The 15,175-nt window shown below is 72.6% G+C and carries 12 protein-coding genes and 2 pseudogenes; 9 read left to right on the top strand and 5 right to left on the bottom strand.

Features of this window, described 5'->3' with window-relative positions; genetic code table 11:
• The first annotated feature begins 9 nt into the window (after positions 1-9).
• The 5 genes from AQI95_RS13670 (at position 10) to AQI95_RS50120 (ending at position 6,609) form a co-directional block, all read left to right on the top strand.
• Complete coding sequence (locus tag AQI95_RS13670) at positions 10-1,026, top strand: asparaginase (protein WP_067122062.1); 1,017 nt, start codon at positions 10-12, stop codon at positions 1,024-1,026.
• A gap of 109 nt (positions 1,027-1,135) precedes the next feature.
• Complete coding sequence (gene aspA, locus AQI95_RS13665) at positions 1,136-2,548, top strand: aspartate ammonia-lyase (protein ID WP_067122060.1); 1,413 nt, start codon at positions 1,136-1,138, stop codon at positions 2,546-2,548.
• Between the two features lie 59 nt (positions 2,549-2,607).
• The gene (locus tag AQI95_RS13660) at positions 2,608-3,537 is read left to right on the top strand and encodes a glutaminase (RefSeq protein WP_067123068.1); all 930 of its coding nucleotides are present in this window, start codon (positions 2,608-2,610) and stop codon (positions 3,535-3,537) included.
• 280 nt (positions 3,538-3,817) lie between these two features.
• Complete coding sequence (gene mptB, locus AQI95_RS13655; protein WP_067122057.1) at positions 3,818-5,221, top strand: polyprenol phosphomannose-dependent alpha 1,6 mannosyltransferase MptB; 1,404 nt, start codon at positions 3,818-3,820, stop codon at positions 5,219-5,221.
• The gene (locus AQI95_RS50120; protein WP_425264877.1) at positions 5,218-6,609 is read left to right on the top strand and encodes a glycosyltransferase family 87 protein; all 1,392 of its coding nucleotides are present in this window, start codon (positions 5,218-5,220) and stop codon (positions 6,607-6,609) included. The genes mptB and AQI95_RS50120 overlap by 4 nt, the downstream gene beginning before the upstream one ends.
• Positions 6,610-6,668: 59 nt before the next feature.
• Here the strand turns inward: AQI95_RS50120 and AQI95_RS50115 are convergent.
• Together AQI95_RS50115 and rho are read right to left on the bottom strand one after the other, a co-directional pair.
• Positions 6,669-7,364 (bottom strand): annotated as a pseudogene (locus tag AQI95_RS50115) (D-alanyl-D-alanine carboxypeptidase family protein); the annotation flags it as partial.
• Positions 7,365-7,600: 236 nt separating this feature from the next.
• Complete coding sequence (rho, locus tag AQI95_RS13645; protein WP_067122054.1) at positions 7,601-8,749, bottom strand: transcription termination factor Rho; 1,149 nt, start codon at positions 8,747-8,749, stop codon at positions 7,601-7,603.
• Positions 8,750-9,090: 341 nt separating this feature from the next.
• Between rho and AQI95_RS13640 the strand changes: the two genes are divergently transcribed.
• Together AQI95_RS13640 and AQI95_RS13635 are read left to right on the top strand one after the other, a co-directional pair.
• On the top strand, positions 9,091-10,356 hold the full coding sequence (locus tag AQI95_RS13640) for a cytochrome P450 family protein (protein WP_067122050.1): 1,266 nt from the start codon (positions 9,091-9,093) through the stop codon (positions 10,354-10,356).
• 50 nt (positions 10,357-10,406) lie between these two features.
• On the top strand, positions 10,407-11,324 hold the full coding sequence (locus tag AQI95_RS13635; protein WP_244188731.1) for a hypothetical protein: 918 nt from the start codon (positions 10,407-10,409) through the stop codon (positions 11,322-11,324).
• Between the two features lie 13 nt (positions 11,325-11,337).
• On the opposite strand, the gene AQI95_RS13630 is transcribed toward AQI95_RS13635, so the two are convergent.
• Positions 11,338-11,736: a nuclear transport factor 2 family protein gene (locus AQI95_RS13630; protein ID WP_067122047.1), complete on the bottom strand. Its 399-nt coding sequence runs from the start codon at positions 11,734-11,736 to the stop codon at positions 11,338-11,340.
• 72 nt (positions 11,737-11,808) lie between these two features.
• Between AQI95_RS13630 and AQI95_RS13625 the strand changes: the two genes are divergently transcribed.
• Together AQI95_RS13625 and AQI95_RS13620 are read left to right on the top strand one after the other, a co-directional pair.
• Positions 11,809-12,372: a PadR family transcriptional regulator gene (locus tag AQI95_RS13625; protein ID WP_067122044.1), complete on the top strand. Its 564-nt coding sequence runs from the start codon at positions 11,809-11,811 to the stop codon at positions 12,370-12,372.
• Positions 12,373-12,376: 4 nt separating this feature from the next.
• A complete protein-coding gene (locus tag AQI95_RS13620) occupies positions 12,377-13,129 on the top strand; it encodes a class I SAM-dependent methyltransferase (RefSeq protein ID WP_067122041.1) in 753 nt (250 codons plus the stop codon).
• On the opposite strand, the pseudogene AQI95_RS13615 reads toward AQI95_RS13620, so the two are convergent.
• A pseudogene (locus tag AQI95_RS13615) lies at positions 13,099-13,841 on the bottom strand (GntR family transcriptional regulator). The gene AQI95_RS13620 and the pseudogene AQI95_RS13615 overlap by 31 nt on opposite strands.
• A gap of 290 nt (positions 13,842-14,131) precedes the next feature.
• Positions 14,132-15,100: an acetylxylan esterase gene (locus AQI95_RS13610; protein WP_067122038.1), complete on the bottom strand. Its 969-nt coding sequence runs from the start codon at positions 15,098-15,100 to the stop codon at positions 14,132-14,134.
• Positions 15,101-15,175 lie beyond the last annotated feature (75 nt).

Genomic DNA, 15,175 nt, shown 5'->3' with positions numbered 1-15,175 from the left:
CAGGCAGTGATGTACAGCAGTTCCCCCGCCGACGCACCCGTCGTCCGCGAACCCCTCCACGCCCCCGTCGCCCACCTCGTCCGCGGCGGGGTCGTCGAGGGCATCCACTACGGCACCGTCGTCGTCCTCGGCGCCGACGGCCGGGTGGAGTTCCAGCTCGGCGACATCGAGGCCGCGTTCTACCCGCGCTCGGCCGTCAAGCCCCTCCAGGCCGTGGCCATGCTGCGGGCCGGGCTGCCGCTCGACGGCGCACTGCTGTCGCTGGCCGCGGCGAGCCACTCCGGCGAGGAACGCCACCTCGACGGCACCCGGCGCATCCTCGAACTCGCCGGGCTCACCGAGGACCATCTGCGCAACGTCCCCGACATGCCGTTCGACCCGGCCGTCCGGGACACCTGGGTGCGCGAGGGCCGCACGCCCTCCCGGCTCGCCCAGAACTGCTCCGGCAAGCACGCGGCCATGCTGTGGACGGCGAAGCTCAACGGCTGGTCCCTCCCGGACTATCTCGACCCCGAACACCCGCTCCAGCAGGCGATCCAGGAGATCGTCGAGGACCTGACCGGCCAGCGGGTCGCCCGGGTCACCGTCGACGGCTGCGGCGCGCCGCTGTTCTCCATCTCCCTGCACGGCCTCGCCCGCGCCCTGTCCCGCATCACCACGGCCGCCCCCGGCACGCCCGAGGCCCAGGTGGCCGACGCGATGCGCGAGCACGCCGACATGGCCTCCGGCACGGGACGGGATGTCGCCGCGCTGATGCGGGCGGTGCCGGGGCTGCTGGCGAAGGACGGGTTCGAGGGCGTTCAGGTCGCTGCCCTGCCTGATGGCCGGGCCATCGCGGTGAAGATCGCCGACGGGGCGAATCGGGCGCGGATACCGGTCGCGGCGGCCGCGCTCGCCCGCGCGGGCGTGGATCCCCGGCTGCTGACCGAGTTCGCGGGCGAACCGCTGCTCGGGGGCGGGGAGCCGGTGGGGTGCGTGCGGGCCGTGCGTGCGCTGGATCCGGTTCCGTTCACCACCTGCGCGTAGTGCTCCGCCGGATCGGCCGTCTCGGATCCGCGGGTCCGTCATGGCTGGTCGCGCGGTTCCCCGCGCCCCTGTTGACATCTCCGTACCTCAGAAAGAGGACCCTGCCCTCATGACCGCCGCCACCACTCGCAGCGAACACGATCTGCTCGGCGACCGGGACATACCCGCCGACGCGTACTGGGGTGTGCACACCCTGCGCGCCACGGAGAACTTCCCCATCACCGGTACGCCGATCTCCGCGTACCCGCATCTGATCGACGCCCTGGCCGCCGTCAAGGAGGCCGCCGCCCTCGCCAACGAGGAGCTGGGGCTGCTCGCACCCGAGAAGGCGCGCGCGATCGTCGCCGCCTGCCGGGAGATCCGGTCCGGTCAGCTGCACGACCAGTTCGTCGTCGACGTCATCCAGGGCGGCGCCGGCACCTCCACCAACATGAACGCCAACGAGGTCGTGGCCAACCGGGCGCTGGAGCTCCTCGGCCACGAGAAGGGCCGGTACGCCCGGCTGCACCCCAACGAGGACGTCAATCTGGGCCAGTCGACCAACGACGTCTACCCGACCGCCGTCAAGATCGCGACGGTCTTCGCGGTACGCGGACTGCTCAAGGCGATGGCCGTCCTGCAGGACGCCTTCGCGCGCAAGGCCGTCGAGTTCCGCGACGTGCTCAAGATGGGCCGTACACAGTTGCAGGACGCCGTGCCGATGACGCTCGGTCAGGAGTTCTCGGCGTTCGCCGTCATGATCGAGGAGGACCGCAGCCGGCTCGCCGAGGCCGTCGAGCTGATCCACGAGATCAACCTGGGCGCCACGGCGATCGGCACGGGCCTCAACGCCCCGGCGGGATACGCCGAGGCCGCCCGCCGGCATCTGTCCGAGATCACCGGGCTGCCGCTGGTCACCGCCGCCAACCTGGTCGAGGCCACCCAGGACTGCGGTGCCTTCGTCCAGATGTCGGGTGTGCTCAAGCGGATCGCGGTCAAGCTCTCCAAGAGCTGCAACGACCTCAGGCTGCTGTCCTCCGGTCCGCGCGCGGGCCTCGGCGAGATCAACCTGCCGCCGGTGCAGGCCGGTTCGTCGATCATGCCGGGCAAGGTCAACCCGGTGATCCCCGAGGTCGTCAACCAGGTCGCCTTCGAGGTGATCGGCAACGACGTCGCCATCACCATGGCCGCCGAGGCCGGACAGCTCCAGCTCAACGCCTTCGAGCCGATCATCCTGCACTCCCTGTCGGAGTCCGTCACACATCTGCAGCGCGCCTGCCTGACGCTGGCCGAGCGCTGTGTCGACGGCATCACCGCCAACACCGAGCGGCTGCGGGCCACCGTGGAGAACTCGATCGGCCTGGTCACCGCGCTCAACCCGCACATCGGCTACACGGCCGCGACCGACATCGCCAAGGAGGCTCTCGTCACGGGCCGCGGCGTGGCCGAACTGGTGCTGGAGAAGGGCCTGCTCCCCGCCGAGCGGCTCGCCGAACTGCTGCGCCCCGAGGTCGTCGCGGGCAGCGGGGCGCCAACCGCCTGACCTGCGGCAACGCTAGTCCGATTACGTCAACGGACCGGACGGAAGGCACAATAGTGATCATGACAACGACGTCGTCCCTCACCTTTCTGCCGGTCCTGGAACGCATAGCCGAGGAGGTCGAGCGCACCCCCGGCCGCGGCCGGGCCGCCGACTACATCCCCGCCCTCGCCGCCTGCGACCCGCGCAGCTTCGGCATGGCCGTCGCCGAGCTGGACGGCACCGTGTACGGGGTGGGGGAGTGGCGGCAGCCGTTCTCCACGCAGTCCATCACCAAGGTCTTCACACTCGCCCTGGACCTGGCCCGCGAGGGCGACGAACTCTGGGAGCACGTGGGCCGCGAGCCCTCCGGCAACCCCTTCAACTCCCTCGTCCAGCTGGAGTACGAGAACGGCATCCCGCGGAATCCTTTCATCAACGCGGGCGCCCTCGTCGTCACCGACCGCCTCCAGACCCGTACCGGAGACGCGGCCGGCGAGCTGCTGGACTTCCTGCGCGCCGAGAGCGGCAACACCGGCCTGGACTTCGACCTGGAGGTCGCCGCCTCCGAGACCGCCCACGGCGACCGCAACGCCGCCCTCGCCCATTTCATGGCGTCCTACGGCAACATCGACAACGACGTGCCGACCCTGCTCGACCAGTACTTCCGGCAGTGCTCCGTCTCCGCGTCCTGCGCCGACCTGGCCCTTGCCACCGGCTTCCTCGCCCGGCACGGCATCCGCGCCGACGGCGGCCGGCTGCTCACCCGCAGCCAGGCCAAGCAGGTCAACGCGGTGATGCTGACCTGCGGGACGTACGACGCGGCCGGGGACTTCGCCTATCGCGTGGGACTGCCCGGCAAGAGCGGGGTCGGCGGCGGGATCATCGCCGTCGTACCGGGCCGGTGCACGCTGTGCGTGTGGAGTCCGGGCCTGGACGAGCGCGGCAACTCGGTGGCGGGCGTCGCCGCCCTCGACCGGTTCACGACGCTCACCGGCCTGTCGGTGTTCTGAGCGAGCCCTCCACCGGCGCGAGGCCACCGTACGGTGACGCCCGAGGCCTTCAGGGACGCGGCCATGTGCTGGTCGCGGGGCGGCAATCGGCGCAGAACACTCGATATGGCTTGTCAGACTGATACAGCCGTTGATATCGCCTGATGATGGTGCCGAAGCTGCCTCCGGGACGCCCGGAAGTCATCGTTTCTCACACTCCGGTCACGTGCGGGCCGCCCGCAGGTGAGTGGAGCGTCGCCTTCCGGCCACCCGGCGTTGACACGCTGACCCAGTGTTGGCCATGGCATTCCCCGTCGATCTCCGCCGCTGCCAGGTGCTCGGGCTGGCCGGCACCGCCTTTCTCGCTCTGGGCGGTGAGACGGCCGGTGCCCTGCCCGTGCAGGACCTCCTGGCGCCTGCCTCGGTGCAGGTGGCGCTCGGTCTGGTCGGGGTGTATTTCGGTGTCGTCCTGTTGATAGCGGCCTGGGTGCTCCTCGGCCGCCTGGTGCGCGGACCCCAACCGCCCACCCCGCGGGCCCTGCTGCTGGTGCTCGCCGTGTGGACGGCGCCGCTGCTGCTGGCGCCGCCGCTGTTCAGCCGGGACGTCTACAGCTACCTCGCACAGGGCGCCATGGTCGACGCCCACATGGACGTCTACGCCCACGGCCCGGCCCAGCTCGGTGGTCCGCTCGCCGACGAGGTCGCCCCGATGTGGCAGCACACCGGCGCGCCCTACGGCCCCGCCTTCCTCGGCCTGGCCTCCGCGCTCTCCGGCCTGACCCGCGGCGAACTGCCCGCCGGGCTGCTCGGCATGCGCCTGGTCGCCCTGCTCGGCGTGGCCCTGATGGCGCTGGCACTGCCCCGGCTCGCCCGGCACAGCGGCGCCGACCCGGCCGCCGCCCTCTGGCTCGGCGCCCTCAACCCGCTCGTCCTGCTGCACCTGGTCGCGGGCGCCCACAACGACGCCCTGATGCTCGGGCTGCTGGGACTCGGCCTGGTCGCCGCACGCGGGCCCCGGCCGGTCGGCGGCATCGTGGGAGCGCTGCTCGTCACCCTGGCCGCCCTGGTCAAGGCACCGGCCGCGCTCGGCCTGCTGGCGGTGGTGGCCCTCCAGGTCCGCTCCGGCCGCCGCCCGCTGCCGGCCGTCCTGACCGCGGCGGCGGCCTCCGCCGTGACCACGGTCGCCGCCACCGCCGTCGCCGGCACCGGCTATGGCTGGATCGGCGCCCTGACCACCCCGGTCTCCCCGCACAACTGGGCCCTGACCAGCCTGCTCGGGCGCGCCACCGGCGCCCTGCTGGAGCACCTCGGCAGCAGCCTGGCCCCGCTGGCCGTGCCCGCCTGGCATCTGCTCGGCCTCGCGGCCACCGCCGTCGCCGTGGCGTTGATATGGCTCCGGCTGCGCCTCAGACCGGTGTACGCCCTCGGGCTCAGCCTGCTGACGGTCGCCGTGTTCGGTCCGGCGATCCGCCCCTGGTACGTGCTGTGGGGGCTGTTCCTGATCGCCGCCGCCGCGCCGAACACCTCGGTACGGCACCGGGTCGCGGCCCTGGCGGGCGTCCTCGCACTCGCCGTCCTGCCGAGCGGCGGACCGGCCGACCTCGGACAGCTGGTGCTCGCCGTCTCCGGCGGGGTGCTCGGCGTGGTCGTCCTGTGGCAGGCCCATCAGGCGGCCCAGGCCCCGGCGCCGGGACGCACGGCGTGAGCGGGCCGCTGCGACCCCGTACGGACCGCGGCCGGGTGCTGCTCGTCCTCGCCCTCGTCGCGGTCGTGACGGTCTTCACCGCGACCGTGCCGCTGCTGCGCGACTTCTTCGACCTGCGCGTCTACTACGGCACCGTGCACATGTGGGTGCACCACGGCGGCCGGATCTACGACTACCACGTGCCGGGCACCTCGTACGGCTTCACCTACCCGCCGTTCGCGGCGCTCACCATGCTGCCGCTGGCCCTGCTGGACCGGACCTCGGCGATCGTGGTGTCCCTGCTGGTCAACCTGGCCGCACTGGCCGCAGTCCTGCGGATCCTGGCCGGGCCCGGCTGGCGGCGGCACGGCTGGTTCCGCTGGGCGCTGTGCCTGTGCCTGCTCGCGCTGTTCGAGCCGCTGCGGGACACCTTCAGCTTCGGCCAGGTGAACCTCGTCCTGCTCGCCCTCGTCCTCGGCGACTGCTGGCTGCTGGCGACCGGCCGGGGGCGCTGGGCAGGCGCCGGGATCGGGCTCGCCGCCGCGGTGAAGCTCACTCCCGCCCTGTTCATCGGCCTGCTGCTGATCGCCGGACGCCGCCGGGCGGCCGGGTTCGCTACGGCCGTCGCCGCCGCGGCGACCGCCCTGGCCGCCTGGGCGGACCCCCGGGCCTCGCACTTCTACTGGACCGAGGCGCTCTGGGAGACCGGCCGGGTGGGCCGGCTCGACTATGTGTCGAACCAGTCGCTCCAGGGCGTCCTGGCCCGGCTCGGCGAGACCGGCCGCCCGCTGTGGGCGACGGCGGTCCTGCTGACCCTGTGCGTCTGGGCGTGGCGGGCCCGAGGGGCCGTGAAGGCCGGCGACTGGACGGCGGCCTTCGCGCTCACCGGGGCCGCGGCCTGCCTGGTCAGCCCCATCACCTGGGTGCACCACCTGGTGTGGCTGCTGCCGTCCTTCGCGGTGCTGCTGCGCGCCGGGCACCCGCGGATCGCGGGTGCTCTGTACGCGGTGCTGTGCACGAGCGTGGTCTGGCTGTGGTTCGACGACGCCTCGGGCATCGGCGGCTTCCTCGGCAGCAACACCTACACATGGATCACGCTGGGTCTGCTGATCGGCCTGCCGACGGGTCAGTCGCGCCTGGTCCGGCTGCCCCTGGCCCGCAGTCTGAGTACGACGGCCGCCGCGCCGAGCCCGGAGAGTCCCGCGGCGACGGCGGGGAGCGACCAGTCCGTGCCGTCGGCCGACTTCGACGCGGCAGCGACCACCGGCGCGGCCGGCGACGTCTGCCGCGGCCGCGGCTTGGCGCGCAGCCCGTCCAGCGAACCCACCGGGTCCACCCGGCCGGCCGCGCCGAAGCCCCAGTCGAGCAGCCCACGCGCCTCGTCGTACACGGTGGACCCCGCCTCCTGAGGGTTCATCACGGTCACCAGCAGCGTGCGCCCGTCCCGGCGGGCGGCGGCGACCAGGGTGTTGCCCGCTTTGGTGGTGTAGCCGTTCTTGATGCCGATCAGCCCCGGATACCGCTGCACACCGCCCGCGCCGGTCAGCAGCTTGTTGGTGTTCCGGATGCCGAAGGACCACCCGGCGGCGGGGAACATGGCCTCGGCCGTGGAGCAGTAGTGGGCGAAGTCGTGGTTGCCCAGCCCCGTCCGGCCGAAGACGGCCAGGTCGAAGGCGGAGGACACCTGGCCGTCGGCGTCGTAGCCGTCGGGGGAGACCACATGGGTGTCCAGGGCGCCGAGGGAGCGCGCCTCTGTCTGCATCTGTGCGGTCGTGGCCGCCCAGCCGCCGTTCAGCGCGGCCAGCACATGCACGGCGTCGTTGCCCGAGCTGAGGAAGACACCGCGCCACAGGTCGGCCACCTGGTAGGAGCTTCCCGCCTGGATGCCGACCAGACTGCTGCCGGCACCGATGTCCGCCAGCTCCTCGTTGTGCACGGTGTGGTTCATCGTGGCGGGCAGCTTCGGCAGCACGGTCAGGGCGAACAGTGTCTTCAGGGTGCTGGCGGGCGGCAGCCTGCGGTGCGCGTCGTTCGCGGCCAGCACCTCGCCGGTGGTGGCGTCGGCCACCACCCAGGACAGCGCCGACACCTCCGGCACCTGGGGCGCCCCCCGGCGCAGCCGGACATGGGTGCCGGAGAGATAGAGCAGGGACGGCCCGGGCATCGCAGCCCGGGGGGCGGGCGGGGCGGGTTCCCCGGCCAGGAGTCCGGCGGAGGAGGCCGGAGCGAGGGCCAGCACCCCCGCCACGCACAGCGAGCAGGCCGTGAAGGCCGCCCGACGAGAGAATCCGGTGATCATATGCTCAACGTAGGAACGAGTCGGTCATCCTTCGCGTCGTGGCGTCCGTTCGGCCGACACGAGCCACCCGGATGCCGGACCCCCGGCGTCGGGGAGCGGGGTCAGCCGGCGGGCAGGGTGGGCCGGATCTGCCGGAGGAACGCGGCGTTGTCGGGGGTGGAGCGCAGCCGCTGAAGGAGGGTCTCCAGGGCGGAGGGACCGCCCTCGCGGGAGCGCAGCGCCCGGCGCAGACCGTTGACGGCCGTCAACTCGGCCGGGGTGAGCAGGAGTTCCTCGCGGCGGGTGCCCGTGGTGTCGAGGTCCATGGCGGGGAAGAGGCCCCGGGCGGCGGACTCCCGGTCGAGGCGCAGCTCCATGTTGCCCGTGCTCTTCAGCTCCTCGAAGTAGTAGCCGTCGGCGCGGGAGCCGGTGTCCACCAGCGCGGTGGCGAGGATGGTCAGCGAGCCGCCCTCCTCGGCCTGGCGGGCGGCGCCGAAGAACCGCTTGGGGCCGAGCAGGGCGCCCGCGTCGACACCGCCGCTCAGCGTGCGCCCGCCGGCGGCGGAGGCGTTGTTGTGCGCCCGGCACAGCCGGGTCAGCGAGTCCAGCAGGACGACGACGTCCTCACCGGCCTCCACCCGGCGTCTGGCCCGCTCGAGGACCAGCTCGGCGAGGGCGATGTGCTCCTTGGGCGTCCGGTCGAACGTGGAGGCGTACACCTCGCCGCGCACCGAGCGGCGCATCTCGGTGACCTCCTCGGGCCGCTCGTCGACCAGCAGGACCATCAGCCGGCACTCGGGGTGGTTGCCGGCGACGGCGGCGGCGAGCTGCTGGAGCAGCACCGTCTTGCCGCTCTTCGGCGGGGCCACGACGAGTCCGCGCTGGCCCTTGCCGACCGGCGCGAACAGATCGGTGAGGCGCCCGGCCGGTCCGGACGCGGGGTGTTCGAGGCGGATGCGCTCGTGCGGGTGGAGCGGGGTGAGATCGCGGAAGTGGCGGCGGCCCCGCAGGTCCGCCGGAGCACGGCCGTCGACGCGTGTGACGTCGGTCAGGGCGCGCTGGGCGCCCCGGGCGCCCTCGACGAGGTCGCCCTTGCGCAGCCCGTGGCGCCGGATCAGCGCCGCCGGGACCTGAGGGTCGCCGGGGGAGGGCAGCAGGCCTGCCGCCCGCAGCTGCCCCTTCCCGTGCGCGTCGATGTCGAGGACGCCGGTGACGAGCGTGGCGGCCGGGGCCTGCTGGACCACGGGAGGGTGTTCGAGTGCGGTGGTCATGGTGGGAAGTCCTTTCACGGACGGGAGAAGAGAAAGAGGAAGGGGGGAGAGGCCGCGAGCGGGAGGCGCTGACAGCTGCCTCCGGGGCGGCGGGAACGACACCTCGGGTACGGCAAGGAAGCCCTGGTCACGAGGTGGTGCAGAGAAGAAGCCCGGGCCGGTCGGAAGTCTCGGCCGAGGGGGCTGATGGAGCAGAGCGGCACCGGTGTCCGTACGACGGGACACGCACATGCGCTGTTCGCACTATACCTGTGCGTCCGGTTGGGTCAACATGATGCCGTCCGCGTGTATTCCCGTCCCGAGTCGCCGCCGCCCTCCGTCGACCGTCAGGAGAAGAACCTGTGGAGACCTCCCCCGCACGGCCCCCGTACCGTCTGGACCCCTCCGGTGGCTGCCCGCACGCCGTCAACGCGCGGCTGCTGGCCGGCGGGGCCGTGGCCCCGGTGGAACTGCCCGGGGGGATCGCGGGCATGGCCGTACTCGGGCACGAGGCGTTGAAGGAGTTCCTGCAGCATCCCGAAGTCGCCAAGAACGCACGCCACTTCACCGACCTGCGCGAAGGGCGGATCCCGGCCGGCTGGCCGCTGCTCACCTTCGCCACCGTGCAGGGCATGACGACCGCCGACGGCGAGGACCACCGGCGGCTGCGGTCCCTGGCCGGCCGCGCCTTCACCCCGCGGCGGGTGGAGGAACTGAGGCCTCGGATCGAGGAGTTGACCAGCGCGTTGCTGGACGACCTGGCCCGCGCCGCGGCGGCCGGAGACGGTGTCGCCGATCTGCGGCGGCACTTCGCCCTGCCGCTGCCGATGGGGGTCGTCTGCGAACTCCTCGGCGTGGACGTGGAGTTCCGCGACCGACTGCACCACCTGAGCAACCGGGTCGTGGCCACCGACAGCGAGCCCGCCGAGGCGATCGCCGCCAACCGCGAACTCGTCGCGATCCTGGCCGAGATCGCCGCGGCCAAGGCGGCGGCGCCCGCCGACGACCTCACCAGCGCGCTGATCGCCGCCCGGGACGAGGGCGGCGACCGGCTCGGCGACCAGGAGCTGATCGGCACCCTGCTGCTGATGATCATCGCCGGGCACGAGACCACCCTCAACCTGATCACCAACGCCGTACGCGCCCTGTGCGCCCACCGCGACCAGCTCGACCTGGTGCGCGCGGGCAAGGCGAGCTGGGCCGATGTGGCGGAGGAGACCCTGCGCTGGGACGCACCGGTCAGCTACTTCCCGTTCCGCTACCCGGTGCGGGACCTGACCGTCGGCGGCACCCTGATACCCGCGGGCACCCCGGTGCTCGCCGGCTACTCCGCGGCGGGCCGCGATCCGGGCGCGCACGGCCCCGACGCCGACCGCTTCGACGTCACCCGCCCCGCCCGGCCCGACGCCGTACGGCATCTCTCCCTCGGCCACGGGGCGCACTACTGCCTCGGCGCGCCGCTGGCCCGGCTGGAGGCCGGTATCGCGCTGGAGCGGCTCTTCACCCGCTTCCCCGACCTCGAACTGGCCGCAGCCGATGCCGACCTGGCCCCGCACGCCGGATTCGTCGGCAACAGCGTGCGCACCCTGCCGGTCCGACCGACTCCGGGCGGCTCCCGCGGGGCCTGAGCCGCAGATCGAGAGCGACTTGACCGTCAACCGTGCACTATGTTCAGGACATGTCCACGCCACCGCAGCCGCCACAGCCTGCCGACCGGCCCGCATCGCAGCCCCAGCAGTCCCCGCAGCAGCCGGCCGTCCCGGCGCAGCCCACGGCCTACCCCTACCCGAACCCGCAGTCCCCGCCGCCGGGCAACTTCTACGCCCAGCCCACGATGGTCGGCCAGCCCGCCGTCCAGCCCGTACCGGGCCAGCCGGGTCAGTTCGGTCAGCCGCACCCGGGGAACCCGTATGCGCAGGCGCCCCAGTTCGGTCCCGCGGTGCCCGTGCCGCCGTCCGGTGGAGGCGGCGGGGCCGGCAGGGCGGTGCTGTGGGCCGCGGTCGGCGCGGTGGTCGCCTCCGCCGCCTGGGCGGGCGGCGTCTTCCTGATCGGCGGCAAGGGCGACAGCGCGGACCTGCGCGGCTACTCGGCGCCCGCCAACATGTGCTCCAGCGCCGACTACTCCTCCTTCAAGACCGAGTATCCCGAGGGCGACTCCTCGCCGACCAAGACCTCCCTGAAGAACACGGCGCTGGACGAGAGCTACTGCAGCCTGGGCCTGAAGAAGACGGGCTCCTCGTACGCCGACGCCTATCTGTCCATGCAGCTCGACCTGCACAAGAAGACCGATCCGGGGCCGGAGTTCACGGCCACGTGGAAGAACTACGGTGACAGCCACACCGGTTACGAGGTCTCCCCGGTCGGCGGCATCGGCGACGAGGCCTATCTCGTCAGCCAGGACACCAGCAGCGGCTCCTCCAGCAGCGGTTCCCGCTACGCCACCCTCGCCGTACGCGACGGCTGGGTGACGTACACGATGAGCTACAGCGTCTACTTCACCTCGTACGACCAGGACAAGAATCCGCCCGCGCTCAGCGAGGTGGACGCCTGGCTCAAGAAGGACGCCAAGGCCACGCTGGGGCAGCTCAAGGGCTGACACCCGGGCGGGCTCACGCCGAGTGCGCCTCCGCCTCCTTCACGATGTCGCCGAACCGCGCGCCCATGGCCTCGGCGAGGGCGTGCGCGCCGGACAGCGGGCGGACCATGACCGTGAGGTCGTCGATCAGGCCGTCCTCGTTCACATGGATGAAGTCGCAGCCGGTCAGCTCGCGGTCGCCCACCCGCGCCGTGAAGACCAGCGCGTGGTCGGATCCGGCCGGGTCGCCGATCTCCCGGAGATACCGGAAGTCCTGGAACACCTGGGAGACCGCGCGCAGGATCGCCGCGGTGATCGCCTTGCCCGGATACGGCTTGAAGACGACCGGGCTGGTGAAGACCACGTCCTCGGCCAGCAGCGCCTCGACGGCGTCGATGTCCCCGGCCTCGACCGCCGTGCGGAACGCGTGCATCGGACCACCTCGCATAGTCAACTAATTGAATAGGTGCGGATGAGATTAATCAACGCCTGTTAGCCTGTCCACATGTCGCTCAAGTACGCCGTCCTGGCCGCACTGCTGGAGGGCGAGGCCTCGGGCTACGAGCTGTCGAAGGCGTTCGACGTCTCGCTCGCGAACTTCTGGCCCGCCACCCCGCAGCAGCTCTACCGGGAGCTGGAGCGGCTCGCCCAGGACGGGCTGGTCCAGGCCCGGACGGTGCAGCAGGAACGGCGCCCGAACAAGCGGATGTTCACGCTCACCGGGGCCGGCCGGGCCGAGCTGGACGCGTTCGCCGCCGAGCCCCCGAAGCGGCCCACGGCCGTCCGCGACGAACTCCTGATCAAGATCCAGGCGATGGACGGCGGCGACCCCGAGGTCACCCGGGCGCTGATCGAGGAACGCAGGGGCTGGGCCCGCGGCAAGCTGGACCGCTACCGCCGGGTGCAGAGCCGCCTCCTCGACGGCCGCACCGAGGACGCGTACCTCCGCGACGCCGAGCGCGTCGGCCCGTACCTCACCCTCCTGGCCGGGATCGCCTTCGAGGAGGAGAACCTGCGCTGGTGCGAGCGGGTCCTCGCGGTGCTGCGCGAGCGGGTGGCCCTAGGCTGAGCAGATGTTCGGTCCCGAAGGCCCCAGCCTGCGTGAACTCGCCGTACAGGCACTGTCGTCCGTCGAGCGCGGCTACGACCTGCTCGCCCCGAAGTTCGACCGCACGCCGTTCCGGACGCCCGACTCGGTACTGGAGTCCGTGGCGAAGGCGCTCGCCCCGCTCGGCCCGTTCGCGGACGGGCTCGACCTGTGCTGCGGCACGGGCGCGGGCGCGCAGGTGCTGACGGGCCTGTGCCGCCACAGCGTCACCGGGGTCGACTTCAGCGCGGGCATGCTGGACGTCGCCCGGCACCGGGTGCGGCCCACCGGCGGGCCCGAGGTCGCCTGGGTGCGCGGCGACGCCCGTGCCCTGCCGCTGCGGGCCGCGTTCGATCTCGTGGTGTCCTTCGGGGCGTTCGGCCACTTCCTGCCGCGTGAACTGCCGGGGCTGTTCACCGAGGTCCACTCCGTCCTGCGGCCGGGCGGCCGGTTCGCCTTCCCGGTGCTCGCCCCGCCCCGCCCGACGCGGACCGGATACTGGATGCTGCTCGGGTTCGACACGGTGATGCGCGTGCGCAACGCGCTGTGGCGACCGCCGTTCGTCATGTACTACCGGGCCTTCCGGCTCGGCACGGTGCTCGACGAGTTGGAGCGTGCGGGCTTCGGCGTCGGCCTCCACGCCCTGCCCGAGTTCGGGCGGCGCGACGACGGCAGCCCACGGGCCCGGCTGGTGGTGGCCCGGCGGACTCAGCCCGCCGCGGGCAACGTGAACTCGTAGACCAGGGCGTCCCGTTCGGCGTCCACCACCAGATCGGTGATCTCCAGCGGCCGGGCGTACTGGTCGTGCACGCGCCGGGTCACCCGCACCGAGGAGGCGCCGTCGACCTGGCTGATCGAGTCGCGGTGATGCAGGCACAGGCCGGCCTTGCGCATCCAGTCGTAGGCCCGCCGCAACTGCGCGGGGGTGGCGCCGTCGGCCCGGCCCCGGTACCGGGCCAGCTCCGCGACCTCGGTCAGCGCCACCGCCGAGAACGACGTCACCGCCATCCGCAGCGACCGGCCGTCCGGCGTGGCCGACCGGTAGTGGTGCACCAGCGTCGGCCGGTGCGGCGCGAGGCCGAGCGCCCGCGCGTGCTCCGGCGGTGGCGTCTGCCAGGTCACCGTGGCCCGGTCGACCGTGCACGGGTCGGCCGCGCGGGCGCCCAGCGGGAAGGCCGGGGCCCCTGGGCCTCGACCGGTCGCGCCGGCAGCGCGGCATGGCTGCCCCGCCGGTCGGTGGCGACCAGACCGCTGCGCCGCAGCACCTCCAGAGCCTGCCGGACGGTCTCCCGGCTGACCTGGAAGTGTGCCGCCAAGTGCCTTTCGCCCGGCAGTCGTTCACCCGGCGGAATGGTGCCGTCGCGCAGTTCGTCGAGGAGCAGCGCCGCGATCCGTCCGTACAGGGGCCGGTCGTCGCTCGGTGCGGGTTCGTGCGGGGTGGTGCGGGCCATGCCTCGCCCTCCTGGAGTGACAAGACGTAGTCGTGCGGGCTCGTTGCGCGACCACAATTAGCATTGGTCTAAACCACGAGGGAAGACCGCTCTGCCGGTTCGGCCGAAACCCGCCCACCCGTGCCTTTCCGCCGTCATATGGCGCCGTACAGGGCGTCGACCAGTGCCGTCCTGCGCGGGTCGCCGACGATGCCCGGCTCCGTCCGGTCCATCACGTACCCCGGCGACACACCCGCCTCGATTCAGCCCGTACGACCGCTCCCCTGCCCCTCGCGCCCACGCCCGCTGCCTCAGGCGTACGACCGCAGCCAGCGCAGCTTCTCCGCCTCGTGGAACGGGCCGCCGCCCTCGTGGTCGTTGAAGTCGTAGACCTCGATCGCCTTGTCCTCGTGCGCCCAGGCGTTGAACGCGGCGAACACCGTCGACGGCGGGCAGGTCTGGTCCTCCAACGCCGCCGAGAACAGCGCGGGCGCCGTGCCCCGCGCCGCGAAGTGCACCCCGTCGAAGTACGACAGCGTGCGCAGCACCTCCGCCGAGCGGCCGCGGTGCGTCTTGAGGAACAGGCCTATCTCGCGGTAGGGATGGCGCTCCGTCAGCACCGTGGCACGCGGGAAGTCGCACAGGAACGGCACGTCCGGCGCCACCGCGACCAGATCGGGCACCAGGGCGCCGACGGCCAGGGTGATGCCGCCGCCCTGACTCGCGCCGAGCGCCACGGTCCGCGCGGCGTCGGTCAGCGGATGGGCACGGGCCGCCTCGACGGCGCGCACGGCGTCCGTGTACACCCGGCGGTAGTAGTAGTTCTCGGGCGCCTCGACGCCGCGCGTCATGAAGCCGGGGTACGCAGGTGCCGCCCCCACCGGGTCCGCCGTGCCACCGCCGCCGCCCCACGCGCTGCCCTGGCCACGGGTGTCCATCACGAAGTGCGCCCGACCGGTCGACGCCCACAGCAGCTGCTCGTGCGGCAGCCCGCGCCCACCGCCGTAGCCGACGAACTCCACCACCAGCGGCAGGGGCTCGCTCGCCCCGGCCGGCAGCCGCAGCCAGCCCTTGACCGGGTGGCCGCCGAACCCGGCGAACGTCACGTCGTACACCTGGACCGTGGACAGCCCGGTGTCCACGGCCTCGAAGCGGGCGTCCAGCGCGTGCTCGCGCGCCTCCTGAAGGGTCTTGCCCCAGAAGGCGTCGAAGTCCTCGGGCTCGGTGGACTCGCTGCGGTGTGTGCGGAGTTCGGCGAGAGGGAGGTCGAACAGAGCCATCGACAACCGCCTTCGTGAAGGAATCAGCGTCGGCTCACCGTACGTGGGCGGTCGCCCTGACCAGGGAGCGAAATC

Source organism: Streptomyces yokosukanensis (assembly GCF_001514035.1).
GTDB lineage: Bacteria > Actinomycetota > Actinomycetes > Streptomycetales > Streptomycetaceae > Streptomyces > Streptomyces yokosukanensis.
Note: the sequence above shows the minus strand (reverse complement) of the source record. Positions and strands in the feature narration are given on the sequence as shown.

Bases quoted from the DNA above. Each gene is read 5' to 3' on its own strand.
- AQI95_RS13610 (WP_067122038.1), bottom strand. From the start codon at position 15,100: ATGGCTCTGTTCGACCTCCCTCTCGCCGAACTCCGCACACACCGCAGC.
- AQI95_RS13670 (WP_067122062.1), top strand. From the start codon at position 10: ATGTACAGCAGTTCCCCCGCCGACGCACCCGTCGTCCGCGAACCCCTC.
- AQI95_RS13630 (WP_067122047.1), bottom strand. From the start codon at position 11,736: ATGCACGCGTTCCGCACGGCGGTCGAGGCCGGGGACATCGACGCCGTC.
- AQI95_RS13660 (WP_067123068.1), top strand. From the start codon at position 2,608: ATGACAACGACGTCGTCCCTCACCTTTCTGCCGGTCCTGGAACGCATA.
- aspA (WP_067122060.1), top strand. From the start codon at position 1,136: ATGACCGCCGCCACCACTCGCAGCGAACACGATCTGCTCGGCGACCGG.
- AQI95_RS13635 (WP_244188731.1), top strand. From the start codon at position 10,407: ATGTCCACGCCACCGCAGCCGCCACAGCCTGCCGACCGGCCCGCATCG.
- rho (WP_067122054.1), bottom strand. From the start codon at position 8,749: ATGACCACCGCACTCGAACACCCTCCCGTGGTCCAGCAGGCCCCGGCC.
- AQI95_RS13625 (WP_067122044.1), top strand. From the start codon at position 11,809: ATGTCGCTCAAGTACGCCGTCCTGGCCGCACTGCTGGAGGGCGAGGCC.
- AQI95_RS13620 (WP_067122041.1), top strand. From the start codon at position 12,377: ATGTTCGGTCCCGAAGGCCCCAGCCTGCGTGAACTCGCCGTACAGGCA.
- mptB (WP_067122057.1), top strand. From the start codon at position 3,818: ATGGCATTCCCCGTCGATCTCCGCCGCTGCCAGGTGCTCGGGCTGGCC.